Origin of the sequence: Aestuariivirga sp. (genome assembly GCF_020252395.1) — a bacterium.
In the GTDB taxonomy this organism is placed as follows: domain Bacteria; phylum Pseudomonadota; class Alphaproteobacteria; order Rhizobiales; family Aestuariivirgaceae; genus Aestuariivirga.
This window is the reverse complement of the sequence record NZ_JADCDB010000002.1, coordinates 214,960-241,399: the sequence shown is the minus strand read 5'-3', so window position 1 is coordinate 241,399 and position 26,440 is coordinate 214,960. Positions and strand designations below refer to the sequence as shown.

The window sequence follows — 26,440 nt, the reverse complement described above, 5'->3', positions numbered from 1 at the left end:
TACATCCGCAGCGCGGTGCGGCAAAGCGCCCTGCTATCTCTGGCGCTCGATCTCCACGCCCACGCTGCGGGCATTCTTGATAATGTCAGGCTTCTCGACCCGCACGCGCGCGGCCACCACGCGCTTGTCGCGCAGACAGGCGGCGGCGATTTTCTCGCACAGCGTCTCGACCAGATTGATGTGGCCCCCGGCGATGATCTGTTCCACCTTTTTCACCACGATCTCGTAGGACACGACGTGGCCGATGTCGTCGTCCTGCGGGCCCTCGCCTTCCTGAACCGAAAGGTCGATGTTGACGATGATGCGCTGCGGATCGGTCTTTTCATGCGCGTAGATGCCGATCAGCGCCATCAGGTCCAGGTCGCGCACGAAAACGTGGCGGAGGCCCGATGTGGCGCTCGCCACGTGATGGCTGATCATCGGCTTCTTCATTCATTGACCTCGACGACGTCCGGCGTCTGCCAGACAAGATGCTGGCCACCGTCCAGCGCGATCATCTGCCCCGTCAGTGACGGTTGTGACAATATGAATTTGACGGCGGCGGAAATCTCCTCCGGCGACGTGCCGCGGCCCAGAAGCGTCAGTTTCGCCTGCTTGTCGAACTCCGCCTGGTCCATGCGCGCTGACGGAAGGGCGGGACCAGGGCCGATGGCATTGACGCGGATATTGGGCGCCAGCGCCTGGGCCAGCGTGCGGGTGGCCGTCCACAGGCCCGACTTAGAGGTGGTATAGGAGAAGAACTTCGGGTTCAACTTCCACACGCGCTGGTCGATGATGGAGATAATGTTGCCCTCTTCGCCCTCCGGCAGTTGCCGGGCGAAGGCCTGGGAGAGGAAGACGGGTGCCCGCAGGTTGGTGTCGAGATGGTCGGCCCAGCTCGCCTTGGTGATGGCGCCCACCTCGTCGGGCTCGAACAGCGAGGCATTGTTGATGAGGCAGGTGAGGCCGCCCAGCGCCGCGGAGGCTTCGGCGATCAGCCGGTCCGGCACGTCGGCCTCCGACAGGTTGCCGCGCACGATCACCGTGTTGCGGCCCATGGCGCGGATCAAGCCCGCCACCTCCCCGGCTTCGGCGATCGAGGCGTTGCAGTGGACGGCCACATCCCAACCGTCCTGGGCAAGATCGAGCGCCAGCCGGCGCCCGATGCGCCTGGCCGATCCCGTGACAAGAACCGACCTCTTCATGCCGATGGCTTCGGCAGCAGGATGACGTAATGCTTCCTCACCTTCTTCACCGTCTCCCACGTGCCCTTGAAGCCCGCGGGAATGATGAAGGCATCGCCCTTCTTCAGCGTCCAGGTCTTGCCGTCCTCATTGGTGAGGATCGCCTTGCCCTCGATGAAATGGCAGAACTCCCACTCGGAATAGTCGATCTTCACCTTGCCGGGCGTCGATTCCCAGATGCCGCAGTAGAGGCGGTCATCCTCGCCGGTGAAATGGTTCCAGGTCGTGGTGCGGTACTTGCCCCTGACCAGCTTTTCGGCGCCGGGCTTGCCCTTCTCGGGCTCTGGGGCATGCTTGCCCTTGCTCTTCATCACCAGAATATCGGCCATGTCTCGTTCCTCTATGTCAGTCGTTTCAGCAGCTCGTCGCGCGTTGGCTCGAAATCGGAGGCGGCCCACCAGTCTTCAAGCTTCTTCAGCACGATGCCGATGTCCGGTCCGGGCTTCATGCCCGCGGCAAGAAGATCGTGCCCGGTGACGGGCAGCGCGGGAATGGTCCAGCGCAGCGGCAGGTCCAGAAGCGCCTGCCAGCCAGCATCCTCCATCGGCGCAGCGGACCGCGCCCAGGCGAGCAGGACGAGATCGCGCCACGCGCCAGCGCCCAACTGGTAGAGAATGATGCGCTGCTCGGCCGGGCGCAGCGTGGGCGAAGGCGGCACATGCGAAACCATGTTGCGGAGCCTCGCGCCCTCCTCGTTGGAGAGACGCCAGCGCGACGTCATGGCCAGCGGATTGCTGGCCAAGGCGGCGAGCCTCAGCACCGCATCGGGCGGCAAGCGCTCGAGCACAGACCAGTCTTCCGTATACGGAAGAAGATGGGCGAGAATGCCTTGCGCCGCCATCAGCTGCAGCGTGGCGACGGCGCCGGGGGCGGCCATGAGCTTGAACACCTCCTGACGGATACGCTCCGCCGAGAGGCTATCGAGGCCTGACTTGAGGCGCATGCAGGCTTGAAGACCCGCGGCATCAGGCGCGCCGTGGCCATAGCGCGCATGGAAGCGGAAGAAGCGCAGGATGCGGAGATAGTCCTCCGTGATGCGCTGCTCCGCATCGCCCACAAAGATGACGCGGCGTGCCTGCACGTCCGCCCAGCCATTGACGTAATCATAGATCCTGCCCTGCGCATCGCAGTAGAGCGCGTTCATCGTGAAGTCGCGCCGCTGGGCGTCCGTCTCCCAGTCGCCGGTAAACTTCACCTTGGCGCGGCGGCCGTCGGTCTCAAGATCATGGCGCAGTGTGGTCACTTCGTAAGGGTGATGGTCGACAACGGCAGTGACCGTGCCGTGGTCGATGCCGGTGGGATGGACGGCCATACCGGCAGCCGAGCAGGCCGCCGTCACCTGCTCGGGCGAGAGGTTGGTGGCGACGTCGACCTCCGTCACCTGCTCGCCCAGCAGCGCGTTGCGCACGGCGCCTCCCGCCACGCGGCCCTCGCCGCCTGCCGTGGCCAGCACCGCGAACAGGCGCTGCAGCGCGGGCTCCTGGAGCCACGCTTCAGCGGCGAGGGAGGGAAGCTTGCTCATGGCGTTTCATACATCAGGCGGTAGAGATTGCGGATCATGCCGGCGGTTGCGCCCCAGATATAACGCTCCTGCCACGGCATGGCATAGTAATAGCGGGTCTGGCCCTGCCAGTCGCGCGAATGGAGCACGTGATGGGCTGGGTCCATGAGGAAGGCGAGCGGCACCTCGAAGACGTCCTTCACCTCCGCCTCTTGCGGCGCCACGGTGAAGCCGGGGTGCAGCACGGCCACCACTGGCACGACGCGGTAGTTCGTTGAGGTCAGATAGGCGTCGAGGAAGCCGATGGGTTCCACGAAGCTGGGCGCGATACCCGTCTCCTCCTCCGTCTCGCGGAGTGCTGCGGCGACGGCATTGGCATCCTTTTCGTCAATGCGCCCGCCGGGAAAGGCGATCTGCCCGGCATGGCGGCGCAGGTGGGGCTGACGCTCGGTTAGGAGCAGGTTGAGGCCGTCCTCGCGCTGCACCAGCGGCACCAGTACGGCGGCGGGCTTCGGCTGCTCGGTGGCGGGGATCATCCGCGCGGTGGGGTTCAGGTCGTCGTCGCTGAAGCTGTGCTGGGGCGGTGCTTCGGCATGAAGCCGCCGGGCCGCCAGCACCCGGAACGCCGCCTCGTCAATAGCGCTCAAGAGGCGAGCCCGATCTCGGTGGCCTTCTGCATGGGGTAGAAGCGGCCAGACGACCAGACGCCGAACCAGCCCTCCTCCACCACGCCCGCCGAAGCCAGCTCATAGAACAGGGCGCGGCTCACCAGCGCCTCGAGATTGACCCTGACCAGCACATAGGGCTTGAGGCCACCCGTGCCCTGCTCCTCGGCAAAGCGTAAGGGATGTGCGTCATCGATCGCGACCTCCTCATCCACATTGGTCTCGAAATGCAGGATCTGGCTCTTCCCTTCGCCCTCCACCCGCATGCGGATCGCGGTGAAGGGTGCGTCATCGACCTGGATCCCCACCTTTTCCACAGGGGTGACGAGATAGTACTTCCCGTCCGCATCCAGCCGCAGCACCGAGGCGAAAAGCTGGACCAGCGGTTTCCGCCCGATCGGCGAATTCATGTAAAACCAGGTGCCGTCCTGGGCGATGCGCATGTCGATGTCGCCGCAGAAGGGCGGATTCCACAGGTGGAGGGGCGGCGGCCCCTTGGCCTTTGACACCTCTCCAAGCCCCTTGAGGGGGTTGCTGGCATCGCGCGGATCCGTGTTCATTTTCGCGTCATTACAGTTGAGTCGGACTGTCCTTCGCGCCTCTTTTAGGCCATTCTCGCCCGGCAAGGATCAAATCAATTGAACGGGCCCGCCGGGGGCCGAATCTTACTCTAGTGAGTGCCATGGCCAGCATCAACGAAGCAGACCGCCAGATCGTTTCAGACATCGAGGGGGCCACGGAGCGGCTGGGCAAGGCTAGGGCCGCCATAGGCCGGGTCATCTTCGGGCAGGACGAGGTGATCGAGCAGGTGCTGATCGCCATCCTCGGCGGTGGCCATGCCCTGCTGGTGGGTGCCCCCGGCCTTGCCAAGACCAAGCTTGCCACCACGCTGGGCCGCGTTCTCGGCCTCGACGAAAAGCGCGTGCAGTTCACGCCTGACCTGATGCCGGCGGATATCGTGGGCTCCGAGGTCCTCGACGAGGACGAGACGGGCCGCCGCCAGTTCCGTTTCCTGCAGGGCCCCGTCTTCTGCCAGCTGATGATGGCGGACGAGATCAACCGCGCCTCGCCGCGCACCCAGTCGGCCCTGCTGCAGGCGATGCAGGAGCACCATGTGACGGTGGCCGGCCAACGCCATGACCTGCCGCGGCCCTTCCACGTGCTCGCCACACAGAACCCGATCGAGCAGGAAGGCACCTATCCGCTGCCCGAAGCGCAGCTTGACCGCTTCCTGGTGCAGATCGACGTGCCCTATCCTTCGCTCGACGCCGAGCGCCGCATGCTGTTTGCCACCACCGGCGCTACCGACGCCGAGGCCGAGACGGTGCTCTCCACCACTGAACTGCTGAATGCCCAGCGTTTGACCCGCCTGATCCCGGTGGGCGAACAGGTGGCGGAAGTCATCCTCCGCGTGGTCCGCGCCGCGCGCCCCGGCCCCGAGGCCGACGACTACGTGAACCGCAACGTCGCCTGGGGGCCCTCGCCGCGCGCATCACAGGCGCTTATGGTGGGCGCGCGCGCGCGGGCCATGCTGCAGGGCCGCCTCTCCCCGTCGCTCGATGACGTGCAGGCGCTGATGGGCCCGGTGTTCCGCCACCGCATGGCGCTGAACTTCACGGCGCGCGCCGATGGCCACACCATCGACGGCACGATCGAGCGTCTCTCCGGCCTCATCGCCTGATCTGATGTCCACCGCCCCGGCCCTCACCCTCGCCGACCGCGCTGCGGCAGTCTCCCGCGCGCTGCCGCCGCTTCTGGTCGAAGCGGAGCGTATCGCCGCGACGGTGATCCTGGGCGAGCACGGCCGCAAGCGCGCAGGCCCTGGCGAGAGCTTCTGGCAATACCGCCATTACAGCTTCGGAGACTCGACCCAGCGCATCGACTGGCACAAGTCGGCGCGATCGAGCCATGTCTATATCCGCGAAAACGAGTGGGAAGCGGCAAACACGCTGTGGGTCTGGTCATCGCCGTCGATCTCCATGACCTTTAAGTCGCACCTCGCCCAGGTGACGAAGCGCGAGCGCGCGCAGCTCCTGGCACTCGCAATCGCCTCGCTCGCGGTGCGGGCGAATGAGCGGGTGAGTGCGCTGGGGTCTCCCCACGCGCCCGACCACACACGGGCTCAGCTGGTCAAGCTCGCGCAGTGGTTCATGAAGGCGGAGGGCTCCACGCTTCCGAGCTTCACCCGCATGCCGCGCTTCTCAGGCGCGGTGCTGGTCAGCGACTTCTTCGAGACGATCGATGACATTGCACGCGCCATCACGCCGCTCGCGGAGACCGGCGTCAGGGGCCATCTCGTGCAGGTGGTGGACCCCGCGGAAGAAACGCTGCCCTATGCCGGCCGCGTCGAGTTCCACGAGATGACGGGGCCGCTCAAGTTCCTCTCGTCCAAGGCCGAGACGCTGCGCGAGGCCTATATGCAAGAGCTCGCCGGGCATCGCGCGGCGCTGAAGGAACTCTGCCAGCGCATCGGCTGGAGCTTCGTCATCCACCGCACGGATGAGCCGCCTACAGCCACGCTGCTCGCGCTGCATGCGCTGATCTCCGGCGAGGCCGGCCGATGAGCATGCTCAGCGCCATAACCTTCGGCACGCCACTGGCACTTGCCGCTCTGCTGCTGCTGCCGGTGATCTGGTGGCTTTTGCGCTTCACGCCGCCCAGGCCAGAGACGGTGCGCTTCCCGGCGATCCGCCTGCTGCTGGGCCTCAGGAACCGCGAGGAACAGCCGGACAAGACGCCGTGGTGGCTGCTGCTGCTGCGGCTTGCGCTGGCCGCTCTCGTTATCATCGGCGTGTCGCATCCGCTCTATGCGCCAGGCCGCACAGGCGCGCTCACCAGGACGCCGGTGCTGCTCGTGGTCGATGACAGCTGGGCGGCCGCGAAGGACTGGGACCAGCGTCTCGCGGTGATGGCCGAAGTGCTGGACGATGCCGCCGCGGGCGGCGCCACGGTAACGCTCGCCACCTCCACCCCCGAACTCCGGCCGCAGGCGCTGGAGCCCAAGTCCGCGGCCGACCTTCAGAGCCGCGCCGCAGCTCTGCAGCCGCGTGCCTTCGGCCCCGATCGCACGGGCCTGCTGCAGCGGCTCGACCAGGCCTTCGGCCAGCAGGACGCGCTGCACGTGGTGTGGATCGCCGACGGCATCGATGACGGCAAGGCGCAGGATTTCGCGGCGGGGCTCAAGAAACTCGCCAAAGGCTCCGCCACCGTTGAGGCGATCATGCCGTCAATGGCGCAGCTTCCCATGGCGCTCGCCGCGCCGCGCTTCGAGGGCGGCAGCATCAAGGTCACCGTGCTGCGGGCGCCTGGTGGGGCCGCCCGGTCCGTGCCGGTCGCCGCAACCGCCGGCAATGGCCGCAGCTTCGGCGACGTGACAGTGAATTTTGCCGCGGGCGCCACTTCCGCCGGGGGCATGATCGAACTGCCGACCGAACTGCGCAATGAGGTGAGCCGCATCAGCGTGAAGGACGAACACAATGCCGCAACCACATTCCTCATGGATGACCGCTGGCGGCGGAAGACCGTGGGCCTCATGTCCGGCACTACCGCCGAGGGGGCGGAGCCGCTGCTGGCTCCTCTTTACTATGTCTCGCGCGCGCTAGAACCCTATGCCGAACTGAGCCAGCCGAAGGACACGGCGGCGCTGAAGAGCCTGCTCGATCAGGGCCTGTCCATGCTGGTGCTCGCCGACATCGGCGTGCTGCCGGGCGAGCAGCAGGAGATGATCGCGCGCTGGGTCGGGAAGGGCGGCGTGCTCCTTCGCTTCGCCGGTCCGCGCTTTGCAGGCGCGCAAGATTCGCTCGTGCCGGTGACGCTACGCGCGGGCGACCGCTCGCTCGGCAGCGCGCTGAGCTGGGAAACGCCGCAGCCCATGCAGCCCTTCCCCGGGAAGGGGCCCTTCGCGGGCCTCGCATCCGATCCCTCGGTGAAGGTGGTCCGGCAGGTCCTGGCCGAACCCGACTCGGACCTTCCCGGCAGGGTGTGGGCGAGCCTCGGCGACGGCACGCCCCTGGTCACCGCCAGGAGGGATGGCAAGGGGCTTGTTGTGCTGTTCCACGTTACCGCCAATGCCGACTGGTCGAACTTGCCGGTCTCCGGCCTCTTCGTCGAAATGCTGCGCCGGGTGCTGGACCTCGCACCCGCGGCAGGAAGCGGCATCAAGACCGAGGCCAGTTCCGATGCACAGGCCTTTGCGCCCTTCCAAGCGCTCGATGGCTTCGGCGAACTCATCAGCCCCTCGCCCGACACCCGGCCGATCCCGGCAGCACAGATCGACAAGCTGAACCCGTCGCCGGCAACACCGCCCGGCCTTTACCGCCGCGGCGAACAGGAACGCGCCATCAACCTGACGCAGGAGGGAACGGGGCTTGCCGCCATCTCCGCACTGCCCGCGGGCATCGCGCAGCGCGCGCTGGAACCGCTGCCCGCCCTGCCGCTTGCGCCTTATGCCTTCGCGCTGGCCATGCTGGCCTTCCTCGCCGACTGCTGTGCCGCACTGTTGCTTGGCGGCGGCCTGGCGCGGCTCCGCCAGCGCCGCGCGGCCACCGCCGCGCTCATGGCGCTTGCCCTTGCCGCCAGCTGGCAGCCGCTGCGCGCGCAGGCAAGCGACGATTTCGCCATGCGGGGCGCGCTGGAGACGCACCTTGCCTATGTGAAGACCGGCGATGCCGGGATCGACGGCATCAGCGAGGAAGGCCTAAAGGGCCTGGGCGAAATGCTGCGCGAGCGCACCTCGGTCAATGTCGGCGATCCCACCGGAATCAATATCGAGAAGGATGAACTCGTCTTTTTCCCGTTGCTCTATTGGCCGGTGCGCGCTGAGGCCACCGTGCCATCCGATGCGGCGCTGGCCAAGATGGACGCGTACATGAAAGGCGGCGGCACCATCTTCTTCGACCTGCGCGATGATGGCGCCAGCAGCGACGCGCTGTCGGGGGGCGCCACCGCGGCCTCGGAGGCGCTGCGCCGCATCCTCGACAAGCTCGACATTCCGCCGCTCGAGCCCGTGCCGCCCTCACACGTGCTGACCAAGAGCTTCTACCTGCTGGATCGCTTCCCCGGCCGCTATGACGGCGGCAAGCTGTGGGTCGAAAGGTCCGACAGTGAGGGTGCGGCCACCGGCAACACCGATGGCGTGAGCGGCATCATCATCGGCTACAACGACTATGCCGCCGCCTGGGCGATGGACGTGAACGGCGACCCGCTCTACGCTGCGGTTCCCGGAACCGACCGGCAACGTGAGTTCGCTTTCCGCACCGGCATCAACATCGTGATGTATGCGCTGACCGGCAACTACAAGGCCGACCAGGTGCATGTGCCCGACCTTCTCGAAAGGCTTGGGCAGTAATGGACTGGAGCCTCGCCTTAGAACCCGTGCTGCCCTCGGCGGTGATCGCGGCCGCCGCCATGCTGGGCTGCGCGCTGATCGCGGCGCTCGCGGCGGCGCGCGCCCGGGGCACGCTTCTGCGCGCGCTGTCCTTCGCGCTGCTGCTGGCGGCGCTCGCCAACCCGGTGATCCGCAGCGAGGAGCGCCAACCGCTTCCCGACATCGCCGTGGCGGTCGTCGACCGCTCATTAAGCCAGGGGAGCGAAGCCCGGACCAGGCGCACCGATGAGGCCCTCGCGGCGCTGAACCAGGCCATCGGGCGGCTGCCAAACACCGAGATCCGAACCGTCGAGGTGACGTCGAGCGCCAGCAGCGGGGATGAGGGCACGCGCGCCTTCGACGTGCTGAACCGCGCGCTCGCCGACATTGCGCCCAACCGCTTTGCCGGCGCCATCATGATCACCGACGGCGAAGTGCATGACGTGCCGCAGGTTCCCTCCAAGAGCGGCATCGGCGGACCGCTTCATGCGCTGATCACCGGCTCGAAGTCCGAGAAGGACCGCCGAATTGTCATCGAAAAGGCGCCGCGCTTCGGCATGGTGGGCCAGCAGCAGACGATCTCCTTCCGCCTCGACGAAACGAATGGACCGGGCCAGCCAGTGCCCGTTGCCATCTCGGCAGGCGGCGGAGCGCCGGTGACAGTCGACGTCTCGCCCGGCGAAACCATCGATGTGCCCGTCAATGTCGATCATGCCGGACAGAACATCGTGGAGATCGCAGCACCCCCGCTCGATGGCGAGATCTCGTTCCAGAACAACCGCGCCGTCGCCGTCATCGAGGGCGTGCGCGACCGGCTGCGCGTATTGCTTGTCTCGGGCGAGCCGCACCCGGGCGAGCGCACCTGGCGCAATCTGCTGAAAGCCGATGCCTCTGTTGATCTCGTGCACTTCACCATTCTCCGCCCTCCAGAAAAGCAGGACGGGACGCCGACCAAGGAACTGGCGCTCATCGCCTTCCCGACGCGCGAGCTGTTCGTCGACAAGCTCGACCAGTTCGATCTCGTGATCTTCGACCGCTATCGCCGCCAGTCGGTGCTGCCCGAAGCCTATATGTTCAACATCGCGCAATATGTGAGGAACGGCGGCGCGGTGCTGATCGCCTCGGGGCCCGACCTCGCGGCCGATGACGGGCTCTATTCGACACCGCTCTCCGACATCATGGCGGCGATCCCGACGGGCAACGTGGTGGAGAGTCCCTTCAGGCCGGAGCTCACCGGACAGGGCCAGAAACACCCCGTCACCAAGGACCTGCCCGACTCTGCCGGCAGCAGCCCGACATGGGGCCGCTGGTTCCGTCTGGTCGATACCATCACCACCCAATCGGGCGAGACCTTGATGTCGGGTCCGGCGGGCAAGCCGCTGCTCGTGCTCTCGCGCCAGGACAAGGGCCGTGTGGCGCAGCTCCTCTCCGACCAGGGCTGGCTGTGGGCGCGAGGCTTCGAAGGCGGAGGGCCGCAGACCGAACTCCTGCGCCGTCTCGCCCACTGGCTGATGGAGGAGCCCGACCTCGAGGAAGAGGCACTGACGGCGAAGCAGCAGGGCAACAACCTGACGATCGAACGCCGCACCATGGCCGACAGCGCGGAGCCCGTCGAGGTGACGCTGCCCTCGGGCAAGACCGCGACGGTGACGCTGAACCAGGTGTCCCCCGGCCGTTTCCAGGGCGCGCTGCCGGTGACCGAAGCGGGGCTCCATCGCTTGACCGACGGCGAGCTCGTCTCGGTGGCCGCCACCGGCAACGGCGATGCGCGTGAGATGGGGAACCTGCTTGCAACCACTGCGGTTCTGGCCCCCGTGGCGAAGGCGACCGGCGGCAGCACCGCGTGGCTTGAGGACGGCATGCCGCAGCTTGTCAAGGTGGAGGCGGCCCGCCAGATGGCGGGCTCCGGCTGGATCGGGCTGCGCGCCAATAATAGCTTTCGGGTGCTCGCCGTGTCTGACACGCCGCTCTTCGCGACGCTGCTAAGCCTCGCAGCGCTGCTGCTGGCTCTGGGCGGCATGTGGTACCGCGAGGGCCGCTAAGCCCGGCGCCTGCGCCAGGCCCTGGACGCCCCGAAGCGCACCGGGCGTGAGCTCCAGATAGAGAAATCGTGCCGGATCGACCGGCCCCGGCAGGCTGATCAGCCCCTCCGGCAGCTTTGCGAAGCCCACCTTGGCATAATAGGGCTCATCACCCACCAGCAGCACGAGGCCATGGCCCTGGGCCCTCGCGCGGGCGAGCCCCTCCTGCATCAGGCTGAGTCCGATGCCCAGCCCCTGCCGGTCTGGGTGCACGGCAAGCGGCCCCAGCAGCAGGGCGGGCGACCGCTTGTCGCCGATCGCCAGCGGCCAGAAGCTGATGGTGCCGGAGACGTCCACGCCCTTGTCCCGCGTCACCAGTGACAGGCCGGGGACCGGGCTGTTCGCCTCGCGCAGGCGATAGGTTGTTTTGCCGCGCCGGCCGGAGCCGAAAGCGAGGTCGAGCAGGAGTTCAATCGTATCATGGTCCGCGGAGGTGGTGTCGTGAAGGGCGATGGGGCCACGCATGGCTGGTCTCTCGGGCAATCAGAGCTGCAAAGGGCGCCCGGACCCCCGGAACGCTGGACTCTCGCGTCGCGTGGAAGGGATGGCCGGACGCGTTCAGGCGCGTGCGCTGCCGCGCGCGGCGTGGACCCGTCGTCGCAGTCCGATAATGCGCGGTATAGTCATAGGTTGCGGCATAGCGGGTGACGGACGGTACGTCAAGATGACCTAAACGTTTCACGCTGGGTTAGCCTCACCATATGGCCGGAACCGGCGCCCCCTCCAGCACCTCGCACAGGCGTCGGCGGGTGCCCGGCGTCGTACCATCGGGCAGCGCCGTGAGCGGAAAAAAGCGCGCCTCGGCGATTTCGCCGTTGGGCGTGAAGCCCTCCGCCCGGAACCGGCGGAGCACGTAGCAGGCCACGTGATCGCCCTTGAACTGGGCATCGTTCAGGAAGATGCCATGCAGCACGGGCTCCTCCTCGGCCACGATCCCTGCCTCCTCGCGCACCTCGCGCACCGCCGACTGGGCCAGCGCCTCGCCGCGCTCCACGCCACCGCCCGGCAGCAGCCAGCCCGGCGCATAGCCGTGACGCACCAGCAGCACCTCGCCTGCCTGTTCCTTCAGCACCACAACGCGCGTTCCCAGCGTCATCCCCCGCGTCTGGCGGTAGACGGCGCGCAGGACAGGTTTCAACGCGCGGAACGCCACGCGCTTCAGTCTCTCGGCCATAGCATGTGGTTAGCGCCTGGCGCGCCTCCCGCCAAGCTTGAGTTCCATGGTGGCGCTTGTTAAGCCTTGTGACATGGATTCATCCGTCACCGTGCGCCCGGCCCGCGGCAAGGAAGACCTCAAGGCCTTCCTTGGCTTGCCGTTCGCGCTCTACGCCGGTGACCCGAACTGGGTTGCGCCACTCCACCTGGAGCGCCTTGAGCATCTCGACCCAAAGAAGAATCCCTATTTCCGCCATGCCGAGGTTGAGCTCTTCCTCGCGCTGCGCGGCGGCAGGCCGGTGGGCCGCATCTCGGCGCAGCTGAGCCGCCTGCGCAGCGAACGCTACAGGGATGGCGTCGGGCAGTTCGGCTTTCTCGAAGCGGAGGACGATCCGGCGGTGTTCGCCGCGCTATTCGATGCGGCGGAGGCCTGGCTGAAGCAGCGCGGCGCCACGGCTATCCAGGGCCCGTTCAGCTTCTCGATCAACGACGAGACGGGCCTGCTGATCGAAGGCTTCGATACGCCACCCTCGGTGATGATGAGCCACGCCCTGCCCTATTACGGCCCGCGCCTCGAGGAGACGGGCTTCGTCAAGGCGAAGGACATAATCGCCTACGACTTCATCGGCCAGGGCGGCATGCCGCGCGCCCTCGCGTCGGCCCATGACAAGGCGATGGCTGACCCCGACGTGGTGCTGCGCCCGCTCGACAAGAAGCAGCTCATGAAGGAGCTGGAGATCGTCGTCTCCATCGCCAACGACGCGTGGTCCGGCAACTGGGGCTTCGTGCCCTGGACCAGGGAGGAGATGACGGCGCTCGCCAACAATCTCAAGATGCTGGTGACGGGCGACTACATTGCGATCGCCGAATACAAGGGTGAGCCGGCGGCCATGGCCATCACGCTGCCCAACATCAACGACTGGATCGCCGGCCTCAATGGCCGGCTGCTGCCCTTCGGCTGGGCCAAGCTGGCCTGGCAGCTGTTCGCCAGGCCGCCCCGGTCTGTTCGCATGCCGCTGATGGGGCTGCGCCGGAAGTATCACGGCACGGCGCTGGGGGCGGTGCTCGGCATGGCGGCGATCGCGCGGGTCTGGTCCTATCACGCCGGCCGCGGCACCAGGCGTGGCGAGGCCTCGTGGATCCTCGAGGACAACATGCCGATGCGCCGCATGATCGAGAGCTTTGGCGGCCGGCCCTACAAGACCTACCGGATTTATGAGAAGTTAATCGGTTAGGCGCTACCCGCATCAGGCAGCGGGGCGCTGCGCCTTAACATTTGTCCGTCAGCCGGAAGTCCGCCGTGTCCGTGTTTTCCCTCGCCCATCTCTCCGACCTGCATCTTGGGCCCCTGCCGGCGGGCGCGGCGCACCGTCATTTTGCCTTCAAGCGCGCCATCGGCGTGATGAACTGGCGGCTCAGGCGCCACCGCGTGCACAGCCCCGCCGTGGCGCTCGCCATCGCCGCCGACATCGTGCGCAGTGCGCCCGACCACGTTGCTGTCACGGGCGATCTCGTGAACGTCGCTGCGCGCGCGGAGTTCGCCGCCGCGGCGCGCTGGATGAAGACCTTCGGCGCGGCCGACTGGATCAGCTTCGTGCCGGGCAACCATGATTGCTACGTGCGTATGGCCTGGGAACACGGTCTCTCGCACCTCGAGCCCTATATGCAGGGCGACATGCGGGTGAACCTCACCCAGGAGACGCCGCAGATCCTGACACCCTTCCCCTATGTGCGTCTCCGGCGCAACGTGGCGCTGATCGGCCTGTCGACCGGCGTGCCGCAGCCGCTGCACCGCGCTGCGGGCCAGCTTGGCGGCACGCAGCTGAATTCGCTTTCTCAACTGCTGCGGGACCTGCGCGAACGCGGTTATGCCCGGGTGGTGATGATCCACCACCCGCCGCTCCCCGGCCTCGCCCAACCGCGCAAGGCGCTGATCGACTCAAGCCTCCTGCGCGCCGTGCTGGAGGACCAAGGTGCGGAGCTGGTGCTTCACGGCCACAACCACCAGCACATGGCAAATAGCTTCCTTTCCCGTTTCGGCGTGGTGCATGTGCTGGGCGTGCCCTCGGCCTCGGCGGCTCAGAACCGGCGCCACCCGCTGGCCGCCTGGAATCTCTACCGCATCCAGCGCCAGGCGGGAAAATGGCAGATCGACGTCTCGATCCGCGGCTATGACCCGGCCAGCCGGGAGGTGGCGCCGCTCGCCGAATTCGCCCTTTCTTAGTGAGCGGGGGGTGGCTAAGTTGCAGACTTTGATGCGTAACCTCCCCTCCGGAAGCTGAAAACATCTTGCTGCTCCCCATCGTCGACAGGCACGTCATGCGGCAAGTGTCGCTGCCCCTCGCCGGGGCACTGGTGATCGGCTTGCTGATGCTGCTGGCCGACCGCATGGTGCGCCTGCTCGACACTACGCTGGGCAAGAAGAACTCCTTTTCCGTGGTTTTCGAGATGCTGGCCTACCTGGTGCCGCACTATCTCGGCACCGCACTGCCCGCCGCGCTTTTCCTCGGCCTGCTGCTGGGCTTCGGCAAGATGTCAGCCAATTCCGAGACCGACGCCTTCATGGCCTCCGGCATCGGCCTGAACCGCATGGCAAGGCCGGTGATCCTGATGGGCGTGGCCATCAGCCTGATTTCGCTCGTCGTCATGGGCTGGCTCCAGCCCTATGCCCGCTATGCCTACCGCTCGGTGGTCTTCGACGTGCAGAACGTCGAGGTCTTCTACCTCGCCGAGGAAGGCGTGTTCATGCAGGCGGGCGGCCGCACATTCATCATCGACAAACTCGACCGCGCCGCCAACTCCTTCGAACACGTCTTCATCTACGAGAACAAGGGCGACAACGGCTCCGACACTGTCACCGCCTCACGCGGCCGCCTGCTCGAGAGCCCGGCGGGCCAGCGCCCCACGCTCCACCTTGAGGATGGCCACCGCCTCACCTTCAAGACGGCGCCCGATGCCGGCGCGGCCGATCCGGCCATCGGCGAGGCGACCGAGTTCGCGCTCGCCGACACGCCGCTCGGCCGCATCTCGAAGGACATCTTCCGCCCGCGCGGCGAGGACGAGCGCGAGCTGACGCTGACCGAACTCGTCTCCGCGCTCGACAATCCGCCGCCCAAGGCCAACCGCGAGAATGTCAGATCGGAGCTCAGCGAGCGGCTGGTGATGGCTGTGAGCATCCTCATCCTGCCCTATCTCGCCATTCCCTTCGCGGTGGGCAACCGGCGCAGCGCGCGCGGCTTCCGCACCGGCGTCGCGCTGGTGTTGATCGTCGTCTACAACGAGATCATCCACCACGGCGCGTCGCTCGCCAACCAAGGCGTTGCATCGCCGCTGATCACCATGTGGCTGCCGTGCCTGCTGCTGGCGCTGTTTGCCGCGTGGCGCTACTTTGACGCCTGCTTCACGCTGCGCAACGACCCGGTGGGCGCCGTCATCGACCGGACGGGAGACTTCCTCGGGAGCCTGCGCCATTTCTTGGTGCGCCGCCTCGGATGGGGAGCCTCGACATGATGAAAATCCTCGGCTGGATGCTTAACCGCATGGTGGCGATCCGCTTCTTCGGCATCCTGCTCGGCATCTCGTTCTTCGTGCTGTCGCTGGACGTGCTCACCAACGCCAAGGACCTGCAGGCGCTGCGCCCTGGCGACATGACGATCCTGCTGAAGTACATGCTCTACCGCGCGCCCGGCGTGCTGGTGAACTACATGGGCATTTCCATGCTGCTCGCCATGCTGCTCAGCCTTACCGAACTGAGCTACCGCAACGAGATGGCGGCAATGTGGGCGGCGGGCGTGTCGCCGGGGCGCCTCATCGCCATGCTGCTGCCGCTGGCCTTCCTGGCGGGCGGCATCAACTTTGTGTTGTCGGACTCCGCCATTCCCGCAACCACGCCGCAGCTGCGCGACTGGGGCATCGGCGATTATGGCGTGGAGAAACTGAAGATGGGCGAGAAGGACCCGATCTGGATGCGCGCCGGTCCGGACATTCTGCGCGCCGCCGGCGCCAATGCCGACTCGACCAAACTCGACAACGTCATCATTTTCCGGCGCGACGGTCAGGGTCTGCTGCACGAACAGATCTACGCCAGGAGCGCCGAACTCGCGGACGGCCGCTGGACGCTGACCGGCGTGCTCGTCTACTACCGCGACAATCTTCAGCCGTCGCGGCTGGCGGCCCTCGTCTATTCCGGCAACATGAAACCGGCGCAGGCCGGTGCACGCTCCGGCGCGCCGGAGGACATGGCGCTGACGGAGCTCCTCTACTTCATCGACAATCAGGGATTCGGCATCCGTCCCGTTTGGGTTTACCAGACATGGGCCAACAAACGCATTTCGCTGTTCTTTTCCAGCCTCCTGATGATGGGGCTGTGCATTCCGCTCGCCACGCGCTTCCGCCGCGGCGGCGGGCTGGGCGCACTCTTCGCGGTGGGGGTGGGCCTCGGCTTCGTCTATTTCATCGTCGACGGAATAGCGCTCACCATGGGCGAACTCGGCTTCGTCAAGCCTTGGCTGGCCGCGTGGCTGCCGATCCTCGCCTTCGGCTCGCTGGCCGTGGTCATGACGCTCCGGTCGGAGACGGTGTGACGGCGGGTCCGCGCCATGCGGGGGTGATCGTCAATCCGCTGTCCGGCCGGGGCAACGGGAAAGGCCAGGTGCTGGCCGAGAGGCTGCGCGGCTGCGCCGGCGTATCGCTCTGCCTGCTCGATCGCTTCGAGCACCTTGAAGACGTGATCGGGCGCATGGCGCGGGACGGCGTGACGGACCTGTTCATCAGCTCCGGCGACGGGACGGCGCAGGAAATCCTGACGCTGATCGCCGAGGGCGGCGGATTCCGGGCGCTGCCCCGCATCTGCCTCCTGCCGCATGGCACCACCAACCTCAGCGCCAACGACCTGGGCTTCCGCAGCCACTCAATTGCCGCGCAGTCGGATTTTGTACGTAGCCTCAATGCCTCCGCGCTGGTCACGCGCCACACCATCCGCTGCGCCAATCCCGGAGACGGCAAGGTGCGGCACGGCATGTTCGTGGGCACCGGCGCCATTGCGGTGGCCACGCAGCACTGTCAGCAGGCGCTCAACGACCGCGGCGTGAAGGGCCAGTGGGCAGTAGCCAAGACGCTGCTGACCGCGGTGGGCAAGTATCACTTCGCGGCGCCAGACGCAGATGACCCGGAACGCTTCGACCGCCCCTATGCGATTGCCGTCGCTGCCGGCGGGCGCCGCATGACGGAAGGCGCCCAACTGCTCCAGATGTCGACGACGCTCGACACGCTGCTGCTCAACTGCAGCCCCTTCTGGGGCGGCAAGACCGGGCCGATCCGGACAACGGTCATTCCCTACCCCGTGCCCCCGGTGCTGCGCTGGATCCTGCCGGTGATGTATGGCGGGGAAACCGGCGCCAAGCCTCCGGGCACGGTGAGCTTCTGCGCCGAGGCGCTGGAGGTCGCCTCTGACGTGATGTTCGTCATTGACGGCGAGTTCTTTCCGCCGCCGGCGGGCGAACCGCTCAGGCTGGAGAAGGGTCCGCTCTTCACCTTCATCCGCGGCTGACGGGCGTCAGCCGTTCACCACCTTCTTGCCATGGCCCTGCGCCACTACGGCGCCGAAAAGTTCGATGATGCGGTCGAGGTCGGCGCCGGAGTGCGCGGCGGACACCGAGCAGCGCAGCAGGCAGAGCTTGTTGGGCGTGCCGGGCGGCAGCGCGATGTTGACATAGACGCCCGCTTTCAGCAGCGCATTCCACATGGCAATGGTCGAGGGCTCGTCCGGGCAGCGCACCGCGACGACCGGGCTCGCCTCGGCGCAACCCAGTTCGAGGCCCAGCGCCTTGAAGCCCTCAAACAGCCGCGCCGAATTCTCCGCCAGTTTCCTGCGCCGCTGCGGCTCGGCGGCGAGCTTGCGGATTGCCGCGATCGAGGTGGCGATCGAGGCCGGCGAAGACGAGGCGGTGAACATGTATGGCCGCATTGCGAAGCGCAGATATTCGAAATAGGGATGGTCGCCCGCGCCGAAACCGCCGATGGCGCCCACGCTTTTGGAGAAGGTGCCGACCACGAAGTCGACGTCGTCCTCGAGGCCCGCCTCATCCGCCAGGCCGCGGCCGTGGGGGCCCAGCACGCCGAAGCTGTGCGCCTCGTCGACGAGCAGCTGGAAGCCGTGCTTCTTCTTCACCGCGATGAAATCGGCCAGCGGGGCGCGGTCGCCCATCATCGAATAGATGCCTTCCAGCACCACCAGCTTGCCGCCGCCATCCTCCTCGGCCCGCGACAGACGCTTGTCGAGATCGGCCGCGTCATTGTGGCGGAAGCGCACCAGCTTGGCGCCCGACAGCGTGCAGCCGTCATAGATCGAGCTGTGCGAGTCCGCGTCGAGGTAGATCGTGTCGCGCGGGCCCGCGAGACCCGACATCATGCCGAGATTCGCCTGATAGCCGGTGCTGAAGACGATGCAGTGCTTGCGGCCGAGGAAGCGGGCGAATTCCCGCTCCAGTTCCGTGTGCAGCGCATAGGACCCGTTGGCGATGCGCGAGCCGGTGGTGCCGGTGCCGAACTCGGCCAGCGCCTTCTGCCCCGCCGCGATGCACTCGGCATCGAAGGTGATGCCCATGTAGTTGTTGGTGCCGGCGAGGATCGTCTCGCGGCCATCGATGATGGCGCGGGTGGGCGAGAGGATCTTCTCGTTCACCACGCCCACGGCGTCGCCGCCCAGCGCCTTCATGCGGGCATGACGTTGGGCAATCGCTTCGAGCTTGGCGAGCAGGTCCATGCCTTAACCCTTCCTGGTTCGCGCCTCGACGACCTTTGCGAGGTCAGCGACGGTCCGCGTTTCCGACAGCACGTTGAGCGGAATCTCGATGTCGAAATGATCCTCCACCTCCATCACGAAGTCCATGACGGTGACGGAGTCGATGTTGAGGTCGGCCGAGATGTCGGTCGCGGCTGACAGCGCCGTGCCGTTGGTGTTGAACGGTTCGAGCAGCGTGCACAGCTGGGAGACGGTATCGGTCATTACGGCGTCCTTGAACTAGCGGTTCTTCTATCGGCGCCGCGCCCCGGAGGCAACCACCCGGCCTTGCGGTACCAAGTCACGGTTTCGGCAAATCCTGTGTCGAACGGGGTGGGATCGGGAAGCGCGAGGCCGCCCAGCCGCGCCACCCAGTCAGTGTGGTAGAGTTCGGCGATCTTGCCGCGGTTGATCATGGAGGCCCTGCCGGAGAGGCGCGCCAGCCCTTCCGCCACTGTGGCCACCGCGGCTGGCACGGCCCGCGGCAGGAAGATGGCCCGCACCGGGCCGCCACGGAAGGCGGACGCCGTGCGGATCAAATCCGGCCAGCCATAACCGCCCTGCTTGCCGTCGCTCACCTCGTGCACGCCCTGCGCATCGCCCTCCACCGCCTGCGCGATCAGGCGGGCCAGGTCGCGCCCGTGGATCAGCGAGAAGCGCGCGGCGGCCAGCCCCGGAATGGCGGCCACGGGCCGGGTCAATTCCTTGATCAGCGGCAGTGTGCCCCTGTCGCCAGGGCCATAAACGGCTGGCGGGCGGATGAGGATGGCGTTGAGCACATCCATGCGGGAAAGCACGATCTCTTCCCCGGCTCGTTTGCTGTCGGCATAGCCCGAAAGCTGCGGCTCGCGCGCGGCGAGCGAGGAGATGTGCACGAAGCGGGGCACGCCCGCCTCCCGAGCCGCATCGGCCAGCGCCCGCGTGCCCTGTTCGTTGACCTTGAAATAGTCCGCGCGGGTCAGCGCGGCGAGCGCACCGGCAAGATGGACAACCGCATCCGCCCCCGCCGTCAGCCGCGCCAGTGCGCCTGCGTCGGCAAGATCGCCCTTCACCGTCTCGACGGCGGAGGGCAGCCCCGCCGTTTCCGGGCTGCGCAGCAGCGCGCGCAGGCGGTGGCCGCGCGGCAGAAGTTCGGCAACGGCGTGCCGTCCGGCGAATCCGGAGGCGCCGGTGATGGCGATGGTCTTGCTCATGAATTCCGCTGCGGCGGGCGCACCCGCCTCAGTGGACGGCTTCGAGGCTGTCCGAACCGGCGGCCAGCGTCAGCAGGGACAATTCGGCGATCTCGCCCGACAGGAATTTCTGCTTGGCGGCGGCGCGCGACAGCTTGCCGGAGGAGGTGAAGGGCAGGCTCTTCGGCGGCACCATGACAACCCTGCATTCGACACCCGCCGAGCGGTGCACGGCGGCGGACACCTCATGCCGCAGCGCCTCGACCGTGGCCAGGTCCCGCGCGCGGCACTGCACCAGCACGGTCACCTCGTCTTCGCCCGCGTCATTCTCGACGGCGAATGCGGCGACATCGCCATCGCGCAGCGGCTCGATCTGCTCGGCCGCCCATTCGATGTCCTGAGGCCAGATGTTGCGGCCATTATGCAGAATCAGGTCCTTGGCGCGGCCGGTGATCACGATCTCGCCGTCGAGCCAATAGCCCATGTCGCCGGTATCGAGGAATCCGTCCTGGCCGACGACGGCGGCGGTCGCCTCATCATTGTTGTAGTAGCCGGTCATCAGGCTCGGCGTGTTGACGAAGATGCGGCCAACGGCGCGGGGGCCGAGAACGGCGCCGTGCTCGTCACGGATTTCGACGGTCGATCCTTCCATCGGGCGGCCGCACACCACGAAGCTGCGCGCATGGGACCCCCGCGCGGGAACGGCGCGGCCCTCATGCTTCAGCGCATGGCGGTCGATTGTATCGACGCGGATCGGCTTGTCCGGGTCGATGAAGGAAATGGCCAGTGTCGTCTCGGCCATGCCATAGCTCGGCAGGAAGGCGTCCGAGCGGAAGCCGGCGACGGAGAGATGCGCCGCGAAGCCTTCCAGCACGTCGGCGCGCACCATGTCACCGCCGATGCCGGCAATGCGCAGGCGCGAAAGATCGAGCGTCACCGCCTCGCCATTGATGCGGCGGGCGGCGAGGTCATAGCCGAAGCTCGGCGAATAGGTGATCGTTGACTTGTTGTCCGACATCAGCTTCAGCCACAGGGCCGGGCGGCGTGCGAAGGACGCAGTTGCCAGGAAATCGACGCTCACCTGCCCCATCGCGGCCGACAGGCAGAGGCCGACGAGACCCATGTCATGGTAGAGCGGCAGCCAGGAGAAGGCGCGATCCTCGGGGGTGATGCGCATGCCGTCGCGCAGAATGCCGCGCGTGTTGGACATGATCGCCTTCTGCGAGATCAGCACGCCCTTGGGGCTCGACGTCGAGCCCGAGGAATACTGGATATAGGCGTCTTCATTCGCCCTGAAGGGCTCGAGCTTGGCAGCGGCCTCGGGCAGCGCCTGCAGCTCGGCATGGGTCAGAACGCGGCCGGCGCCCGCACGGGCCGCACCCTCGCTGATGTGGCCGAGCAGGTCTTCGCCCGTCACCACGGTCTGCGCCTTGGCCGCGGCAATCATGCCGGCCACGCGGCCGATGTAGGAATCCTTGCCGCCGATATACATGGTGTAGGGCATCGGGCAGGCAATGAGACCGGCATACTGGCAGCCGAAGAACACTGCCATGAATTCGGGCCCCGTCTCGGCGACCACGGCAACACGGTCGCCGCGCTTGAGGCCGAGCGAGAGCAGCTTGCGCGCCGTGGACATCGACTGCCGGCGCAGCTCGGCATAGGACAGCACACTTTGCAACTGGCCGCGCGGAGAATAGAAATTGAAACCGGTGACGCCCTTGGCTGCATAATCCAGGCCTTCGGCGAGCGTGCCGAAGCCGCCCAGATTCTGGGCGAGGCTGCGGTTTGAGGTCGGCGTAACCGATCCGGCCGTTCCGGCTTCAGTGCTCCGCTTCAAAGCGCTCTGCATGCAATCGCTACCCTGCAAATCCCAATTTCTTGCCGCGAAGCCGTTCAAACCACACAGTAACCGGCAGCTTCAGATAATTTTTTCGTAACAGCGGTGACGAGTCCGTGGAAATCAATTGTTGTTTCAGTTTGTAACGGCCGGTGGATAATCAAAAATAATCGATACGAATCAATATTTTAGAAGACCCATATAGAGCGCAGCGGCGACCAGCGCCAGGGGCCCGAAGGCAACGCCCGAAACCCACGCCAGGATGAGCGTGGCCGAGCTATATCCCAGCTGCGGGACGGGCCCAGACAGGGCACCGCGGCGTTCGCGCGCCACCAGGCGGTGCGCCATGTGACGGCGGATTGCGGCGGCCGCCTGCTCAGCGCCCGCGCCCTCGAACAGAATGTCGCGGCTGTCCTGCCGGTCCTGCAGCACGCGGTAGGTGCGGTGGTCCGGCTCCATGACGACATAGGCGGTCAGGTCAAGCCACAGCCTGGGCGGGTCCCCCGGTAGCAGCGCGAGGTCGAACAGATCGCGTGCTTCCGGCGTCGACTGCACCGCGGGCAGCAGCGCGTCCTTCAGTATCTGCAGGCGCAGCGTCTTGGAGTCGCGCAGGTCGAGGGCCGCCTCCAAATGCGCCGCCTCGGCGAGCCGTGCCTCGCGGAGGGCTTCCGCAAGGCCATGCCAATCCTGTCTCGCCGCGGGCTTCGCCACGCCAGCACACTCCTCACCTTCCCTCGCCTGTGCCAGGGCGGCACGGCGGAACCGGGGCTGGTCCCATCCGGGCAGCCCTTGCATGCCCCATGCCAGTGTCTGATGGACGCACTCCAAGCATTCCCCGCCCTGCAGTCGGACGCAAGAGGCAAGAGGACCGTCAGAGCATCGCGCGCGCGCGTGAACTCGCTTGCGATGCCAAGGACGCTCCGGAGTCGAAGCTGGCGCAGCTTTCCGCCCTCAAGCGCGGGGCGCCTGAGGTCCGTTGCGCTACCGCTCTTCGAAGGGTCTTGCGAGCAATTCCGCAAAGCTGCGGTCCTTCAGCCCCTCGGCGCCGATCTCCATCCCCGGCGTGCGCACCGTTCCGCTGCGGCTGCCGAAGAGCCGGTCCCAAACGGAAAGCAGCGAGGCATAGTTCGAATCCGTGTCGCGCCGGATCGCATGGTGGTGCACCCAGTGGATCGACGGCGTGACGATGATCCATGACAGCGCACGCTCCAGCCTCGGCGGCAGCTTAACGTCCGAATGGTGGAACATGGTGTTGAAGGCGAGCAGCGTCTCGAACACCACCACACTCAGCAGCGGCACGCCGAGCAGCAGGATCACTGCGGCCCGCACCAGCGAGGAGATCAGCACCTCGCCGAAATGGAAGCGCAGCGCCGAACTCGCATCGAGGAACTCGTCGAGGTGATGCACCTCGTGGAAGCGCCACAGGAGCGGCCATTCATGGTTCGCCCGGTGCCACCAGTAGATCCATAGGTCGAGCACCAGAATGTCCAGCACCAGCCCCGTCCAGCCGGCCCACCAGTCAGGCCGCCAGCCCAGCGCATGCGACGCGGCGAAGGCCGAAACCGGCACCACGATCAGGGGCGACAGCAGCGCATTGACACCGGCGAGCGAGAGGTTCTTCGCCACCCGCTTAAAGCCCCCCACCACCTTGGCCAGCGGAAACAGGCGCTCCAGCCCGAGCAACAGCACCAGCCAGCCGAGCACAGCGAGGATCTTGTAGGCGAGAAGGGCCGAGAGCTGGTCCATCACGCCCGGCTCCCGCCATAAGCCCCCATGCGCTTCAGCACATAGGCCGTCGCCGCCGGCATCAGCAGGGCAAGCCCGATGTAACGCGCCATCTGGTGGGCGCCGACATAGGCGGGGTCGAGGTTCAGCGAAAAGGCCATGATGGTCATGGCGTCGAGGCCTCCCGGCGAGAAGGCCAGCAGGGTGAGCGCAAAGGGCAGCTTGGAGAACCAGGCCGCCAGCGCCGCCCCTGCCATGGCGATCGCCAGCGCGATGATGAAGCCCGAGAAGCCTTCGGCAAGGGCCGCGCGGAACTCGGCAAACGTGAAATGCGAGAAGCGGCACCCGATCATGACGCCCAATACGACATTGGCCGGAATCAGGATCGACATCGGCGCGGCCCCGGCGATCCAGCCCGAAAGCTCCAGCCCCGCGCTCGCCAGCATCGGCCCCAGCATCAGCCCGGCCGGCGCCTTCAGCCATTCCAGCGCATAGCCCGCCGCCGCCGACACGGCGACCACCAGGAGGATGTCCCACACCCCGCCGATCTGGGCGAGCGTCATCGTCAGGTGGTCCTGCGGCGGCTTCAGCCAAGTGATGACGGTGGGCAGCGCCGCCACGAGGAAGAACAGCCTGATGCATTGCGCGATGGTCACCCGCCGCATATCGGCCGTGGTGCTGCTGGCCAGCAGCAGCGTGAGCGACAGCGCGCCCGGCAGGCTGGCGAAGAGTGCGGTCGGCACGTCCCAGTCATGCCGCCGGATGTAATAAGCCATGCAGGCCCAGGTGACGGCGACGACGGTCAGGCACAGGAAGGCAATGGAGACCGGCCAGTGGATCGCCCGGTCGACCGTCTCCCAAGAAACGGCCGTGCCGGTCTGGATGCCGAGAAAGATGAAGGCCACGGCGCGCAGCCAGTCCGGCATGCCGATCTTCACGTGCGAGAAGACCGCGGCGATGGCCGCCATCATGCTGCCCGCCAGCCACGGCGCGGGGATTCCCAGCAGCCAGAAGGCCAGTCCGCCGGCGGCGCCGATCAGCAGACCGGCGGCGGTGTCACGCATGGCGCGCCATCAGCACCGCGTCCACGAATTCGGCGAAGCCATGGCCGCACTCGCCCGCCGTCACATAATTCGGCAGATGCGCCATCAGTTTCGCATAGGGACGGATATTGGCGACACCGATCCCCAGCGGGAACACCGCAAACATCGGCGCATCATTGGGCGAGTCGCCGCAATAGGCGATTCGATCTAATTCCGTTTGGATTCTGATATCGAACGATTCGGCCAGGAACCTCTTGCTCATCGTGAGCTTGTCATGATCGCCGAACCAGGCGTTCACATGGATCGACGATACCTTCGCCGCGGCACCTTCGGCGTGGAACGCCCCGGCAATCTTCTGCGCGGTGGCCAGCGGCAGCGGCGGCACGTCTTCGCAGAAGTCGATGGCGACATCGATCTCGCGATAGGCCTGGTCGGAGGCGATCGCCGTGCCGGGGAAATCCCTCAGCACCCGACGCGCGATCTTCCATAGCCTCTCGGTATTGGCACGCCGCACCTCGGCTGTCTGGGCATAGACGCGGATCATCTTCTTGGCCGCCTCGTCATAACGGAAGTAGAAGGCGCCGTTTTCGCCCACCACGCCATCGACCGGCCATTGCCGCGCGATCAGGTCGCACCATCCGGCGGGCCTTCCCGTGATGGGCACGGCCTTGATGCCGGCGCGGCGCAATTTCCACAGCGCGTCATAGGCTTCCGCCGGAAGTCTGCCATGAAGAGTGAGCGTGTCGTCGATGTCGGTGAGCACCGCCTTCACGCCAGCGAGAAGGGCGCGCGGGGCCTGTGCGAGGGGCTGCATGGTCATGCGAGGCTGGGCCGGTCGGGCGAGAAGGTGGCAAGCAGCGGGTCGCGCTGGCCGGTGGCAAGCTCCTGCGCCGCGAACAGTCCGAGGGCCGCGGCCAGCGTCACGCCCGAATGAGTGACGACGAGATAGAGCCCGTTCTTGCTGTGCGGCCGGCCGATGGCCGAGAAGCCATCCGCCGGCGTAGGCCGGTAGCCGGCGGTGAAGAAGTCGAGGCCCAGCCCCTCCGCCCCCTCGACCATCGCCTCCACCTTGGCCTGGAGTTCGGCGGCGAGTTCTTCCGCATCGCCCTCGGGGTCGGCTCCGGCGAAATCGGCGCCCGCCACGATTCGCCCCTCCGCCGTCTGGCGGAGGTGGAGGCCAGGAGTCATGACGAGGCCGTTCAGCAGTTTGGGCGCGGGTTTGGAATGGGAAAGGAGGCCGGCCGGCGCATTCATCTTCAGGGTGAGCCCCACACTGTCGAGCAGCTGCGCGGTATTGGCGCCCGCCGCCACCACCGTTTCGTCGGCATGGATCACGCCCTCGTCCGTCATCACGCCGACGACCCTGCCATGCTCCTCTGCCAGCCACTTGACCGGCGTCCCGGCCAGAACCTCCGCCCCCCGCGCCCTGGCGGCGCTGAGCAGAACCTCGGCGGTGGCCAGCGGCTCCAGCATGCCCTCGCCCGGCGCGAAGTAGCCGTAATCGGGAAGCTGCCTGAGGTTCGGCTCGATGGCATGGATTTCCTCCCGCCCCACCTTCCTCAGCGGCTGACCCCACGCCGCCCGTTCGGCGGCATAGGCGTCGAGTTCGGCGGGCGGCAGATCCCAGATCAACCCGCCACACCAGTCGATGGCGAGCTCACGGATCTCGGATTGCATCTTGTGCCAGTGCTCGATGGAGCGGATGCGCAGGCGGAAATAGGGCTCGGGGTTCCCCCAGCTCGCGTTGATCCAGGCCCAGCTCGCCCGCGTGGCGAGGCCACCCGTGCCGCCCGCCTCGATCACCGTCACCTCCGCCCCAGCCTTCGCCAGGTGCCAGGCGATGGACGCCCCGATGATTCCCGACCCGATGACGATGATCCGTTTTGGCATGT

General features: G+C 66.8%; 26 protein-coding genes. 9 read left to right on the top strand and 17 right to left on the bottom strand.

All coding sequences use genetic code 11. The features are described from left to right. Positions 1 to 33: 33 nt before the first annotated feature. The 6 genes from folB to IOC82_RS02410 are packed head-to-tail and all read right to left on the bottom strand — an operon-like array spanning position 34 to position 3,949. On the bottom strand, positions 34 to 432 hold the full coding sequence (gene folB / locus IOC82_RS02435) for a dihydroneopterin aldolase (RefSeq protein ID WP_290544576.1): 399 nt from the start codon (positions 430 to 432) through the stop codon (positions 34 to 36). Then, complete coding sequence (locus IOC82_RS02430; protein ID WP_290544575.1) at positions 429 to 1,184, bottom strand: SDR family oxidoreductase; 756 nt, start codon at positions 1,182 to 1,184, stop codon at positions 429 to 431. Before IOC82_RS02430 ends, folB begins: the two co-directional genes overlap by 4 nt. Then, a complete protein-coding gene (locus IOC82_RS02425) occupies positions 1,181 to 1,552 on the bottom strand; it encodes a cupin domain-containing protein (protein ID WP_290544574.1) in 372 nt (123 codons plus the stop codon). The genes IOC82_RS02430 and IOC82_RS02425 overlap by 4 nt, the downstream gene beginning before the upstream one ends. Before the next feature lie 11 nt (positions 1,553 to 1,563). Next, a complete protein-coding gene (locus IOC82_RS02420) occupies positions 1,564 to 2,745 on the bottom strand; it encodes a CCA tRNA nucleotidyltransferase (RefSeq protein WP_290544573.1) in 1,182 nt (393 codons plus the stop codon). Continuing rightward, positions 2,742 to 3,371: a CoA pyrophosphatase gene (locus IOC82_RS02415; RefSeq protein WP_290544572.1), complete on the bottom strand. Its 630-nt coding sequence runs from the start codon at positions 3,369 to 3,371 to the stop codon at positions 2,742 to 2,744. The genes IOC82_RS02420 and IOC82_RS02415 overlap by 4 nt, the downstream gene beginning before the upstream one ends. Further along, complete coding sequence (locus tag IOC82_RS02410) at positions 3,368 to 3,949, bottom strand: DUF1285 domain-containing protein (protein WP_366935634.1); 582 nt, start codon at positions 3,947 to 3,949, stop codon at positions 3,368 to 3,370. Before IOC82_RS02410 ends, IOC82_RS02415 begins: the two co-directional genes overlap by 4 nt. A 122-nt stretch (positions 3,950 to 4,071) precedes the next feature. Here IOC82_RS02410 and IOC82_RS02405 point away from each other — a divergent pair, with 122 nt between their 5' ends. From IOC82_RS02405 to IOC82_RS02390, 4 genes are read left to right on the top strand one after another with little or no spacing between them, the layout of a single operon-like run. Beyond that, entirely contained in the window at positions 4,072 to 5,070 is a 999-nt protein-coding gene (locus IOC82_RS02405) for a MoxR family ATPase (RefSeq protein ID WP_290544571.1), read from the top strand. 4 nt (positions 5,071 to 5,074) lie between these two features. Then, on the top strand, positions 5,075 to 5,953 hold the full coding sequence (locus IOC82_RS02400; RefSeq protein WP_290544570.1) for a DUF58 domain-containing protein: 879 nt from the start codon (positions 5,075 to 5,077) through the stop codon (positions 5,951 to 5,953). Continuing rightward, the gene (locus tag IOC82_RS02395; protein ID WP_290544569.1) at positions 5,950 to 8,736 is read left to right on the top strand and encodes a DUF4159 domain-containing protein; all 2,787 of its coding nucleotides are present in this window, start codon (positions 5,950 to 5,952) and stop codon (positions 8,734 to 8,736) included. Before IOC82_RS02400 ends, IOC82_RS02395 begins: the two co-directional genes overlap by 4 nt. Beyond that, positions 8,736 to 10,796, top strand: a complete 2,061-nt coding sequence (locus tag IOC82_RS02390) for a hypothetical protein (protein ID WP_290544568.1) — start codon at positions 8,736 to 8,738, stop codon at positions 10,794 to 10,796. Before IOC82_RS02395 ends, IOC82_RS02390 begins: the two co-directional genes overlap by 1 nt. Here the strand turns inward: IOC82_RS02390 and IOC82_RS02385 are convergent. Continuing rightward, positions 10,737 to 11,300, bottom strand: coding sequence for a GNAT family N-acetyltransferase (locus IOC82_RS02385; protein ID WP_290544567.1), 564 nt, complete (start codon positions 11,298 to 11,300; stop codon positions 10,737 to 10,739). The two genes, IOC82_RS02390 and IOC82_RS02385, sit on opposite strands and share 60 nt — an antisense overlap. Positions 11,301 to 11,529: 229 nt before the next feature. Continuing rightward, positions 11,530 to 12,009 carry an NUDIX domain-containing protein gene (locus tag IOC82_RS02380; protein WP_290544566.1) on the bottom strand — a complete coding sequence of 160 codons (480 nt, stop codon included), beginning with the start codon at positions 12,007 to 12,009 and terminating at the stop codon, positions 11,530 to 11,532. A gap of 73 nt (positions 12,010 to 12,082) precedes the next feature. Here IOC82_RS02380 and IOC82_RS02375 point away from each other — a divergent pair, with 73 nt between their 5' ends. From IOC82_RS02375 to IOC82_RS02355, 5 genes are all read left to right on the top strand, one after another. Then, complete coding sequence (locus IOC82_RS02375; protein ID WP_290544565.1) at positions 12,083 to 13,225, top strand: dATP pyrophosphohydrolase; 1,143 nt, start codon at positions 12,083 to 12,085, stop codon at positions 13,223 to 13,225. A gap of 65 nt (positions 13,226 to 13,290) precedes the next feature. Next, complete coding sequence (locus IOC82_RS02370; RefSeq protein WP_290544564.1) at positions 13,291 to 14,214, top strand: metallophosphoesterase; 924 nt, start codon at positions 13,291 to 13,293, stop codon at positions 14,212 to 14,214. Positions 14,215 to 14,279: 65 nt separating this feature from the next. Further along, positions 14,280 to 15,500 carry an LptF/LptG family permease gene (locus IOC82_RS02365; protein WP_290544563.1) on the top strand — a complete coding sequence of 407 codons (1,221 nt, stop codon included), beginning with the start codon at positions 14,280 to 14,282 and terminating at the stop codon, positions 15,498 to 15,500. Then, positions 15,497 to 16,573: an LptF/LptG family permease gene (locus IOC82_RS02360; protein ID WP_290544562.1), complete on the top strand. Its 1,077-nt coding sequence runs from the start codon at positions 15,497 to 15,499 to the stop codon at positions 16,571 to 16,573. Before IOC82_RS02365 ends, IOC82_RS02360 begins: the two co-directional genes overlap by 4 nt. After that, the gene (locus tag IOC82_RS02355; RefSeq protein ID WP_290544561.1) at positions 16,570 to 17,538 is read left to right on the top strand and encodes a diacylglycerol kinase family protein; all 969 of its coding nucleotides are present in this window, start codon (positions 16,570 to 16,572) and stop codon (positions 17,536 to 17,538) included. The genes IOC82_RS02360 and IOC82_RS02355 overlap by 4 nt, the downstream gene beginning before the upstream one ends. A 6-nt stretch (positions 17,539 to 17,544) precedes the next feature. Here IOC82_RS02355 and IOC82_RS02350 read toward each other — a convergent pair whose 3' ends face one another. The 9 genes from IOC82_RS02350 to IOC82_RS02310 form a co-directional block, all read right to left on the bottom strand. Next, complete coding sequence (locus IOC82_RS02350) at positions 17,545 to 18,753, bottom strand: aminotransferase class I/II-fold pyridoxal phosphate-dependent enzyme (protein WP_290544560.1); 1,209 nt, start codon at positions 18,751 to 18,753, stop codon at positions 17,545 to 17,547. Positions 18,754 to 18,756: 3 nt separating this feature from the next. Further along, positions 18,757 to 18,996 (bottom strand): acyl carrier protein, encoded by a 240-nt coding sequence (locus tag IOC82_RS02345; RefSeq protein ID WP_290544559.1) that lies wholly within the window; start codon positions 18,994 to 18,996, stop codon positions 18,757 to 18,759. Next, positions 18,996 to 19,964, bottom strand: coding sequence for an NAD(P)-dependent oxidoreductase (locus tag IOC82_RS02340; protein WP_290544558.1), 969 nt, complete (start codon positions 19,962 to 19,964; stop codon positions 18,996 to 18,998). The genes IOC82_RS02345 and IOC82_RS02340 overlap by 1 nt, the downstream gene beginning before the upstream one ends. A 28-nt stretch (positions 19,965 to 19,992) precedes the next feature. Further along, positions 19,993 to 21,792, bottom strand: coding sequence for a fatty acyl-AMP ligase (locus IOC82_RS02335; RefSeq protein ID WP_290544557.1), 1,800 nt, complete (start codon positions 21,790 to 21,792; stop codon positions 19,993 to 19,995). 168 nt (positions 21,793 to 21,960) lie between these two features. Next, entirely contained in the window at positions 21,961 to 22,491 is a 531-nt protein-coding gene (locus IOC82_RS02330) for a hypothetical protein (protein WP_290544556.1), read from the bottom strand. A gap of 270 nt (positions 22,492 to 22,761) precedes the next feature. Further along, a complete protein-coding gene (locus IOC82_RS02325) occupies positions 22,762 to 23,526 on the bottom strand; it encodes a sterol desaturase family protein (protein WP_290544555.1) in 765 nt (254 codons plus the stop codon). After that, the gene (locus IOC82_RS02320; RefSeq protein ID WP_290544554.1) at positions 23,526 to 24,569 is read right to left on the bottom strand and encodes an AbrB family transcriptional regulator; all 1,044 of its coding nucleotides are present in this window, start codon (positions 24,567 to 24,569) and stop codon (positions 23,526 to 23,528) included. The genes IOC82_RS02325 and IOC82_RS02320 overlap by 1 nt, the downstream gene beginning before the upstream one ends. After that, entirely contained in the window at positions 24,562 to 25,368 is an 807-nt protein-coding gene (locus IOC82_RS02315) for an HAD-IIB family hydrolase (RefSeq protein ID WP_366935633.1), read from the bottom strand. Before IOC82_RS02315 ends, IOC82_RS02320 begins: the two co-directional genes overlap by 8 nt. Further along, positions 25,365 to 26,438 (bottom strand): FAD-binding oxidoreductase, encoded by a 1,074-nt coding sequence (locus tag IOC82_RS02310; protein ID WP_366935632.1) that lies wholly within the window; start codon positions 26,436 to 26,438, stop codon positions 25,365 to 25,367. The genes IOC82_RS02315 and IOC82_RS02310 overlap by 4 nt, the downstream gene beginning before the upstream one ends. Between the last annotated feature and the right edge of the window lie 2 nt (positions 26,439 to 26,440).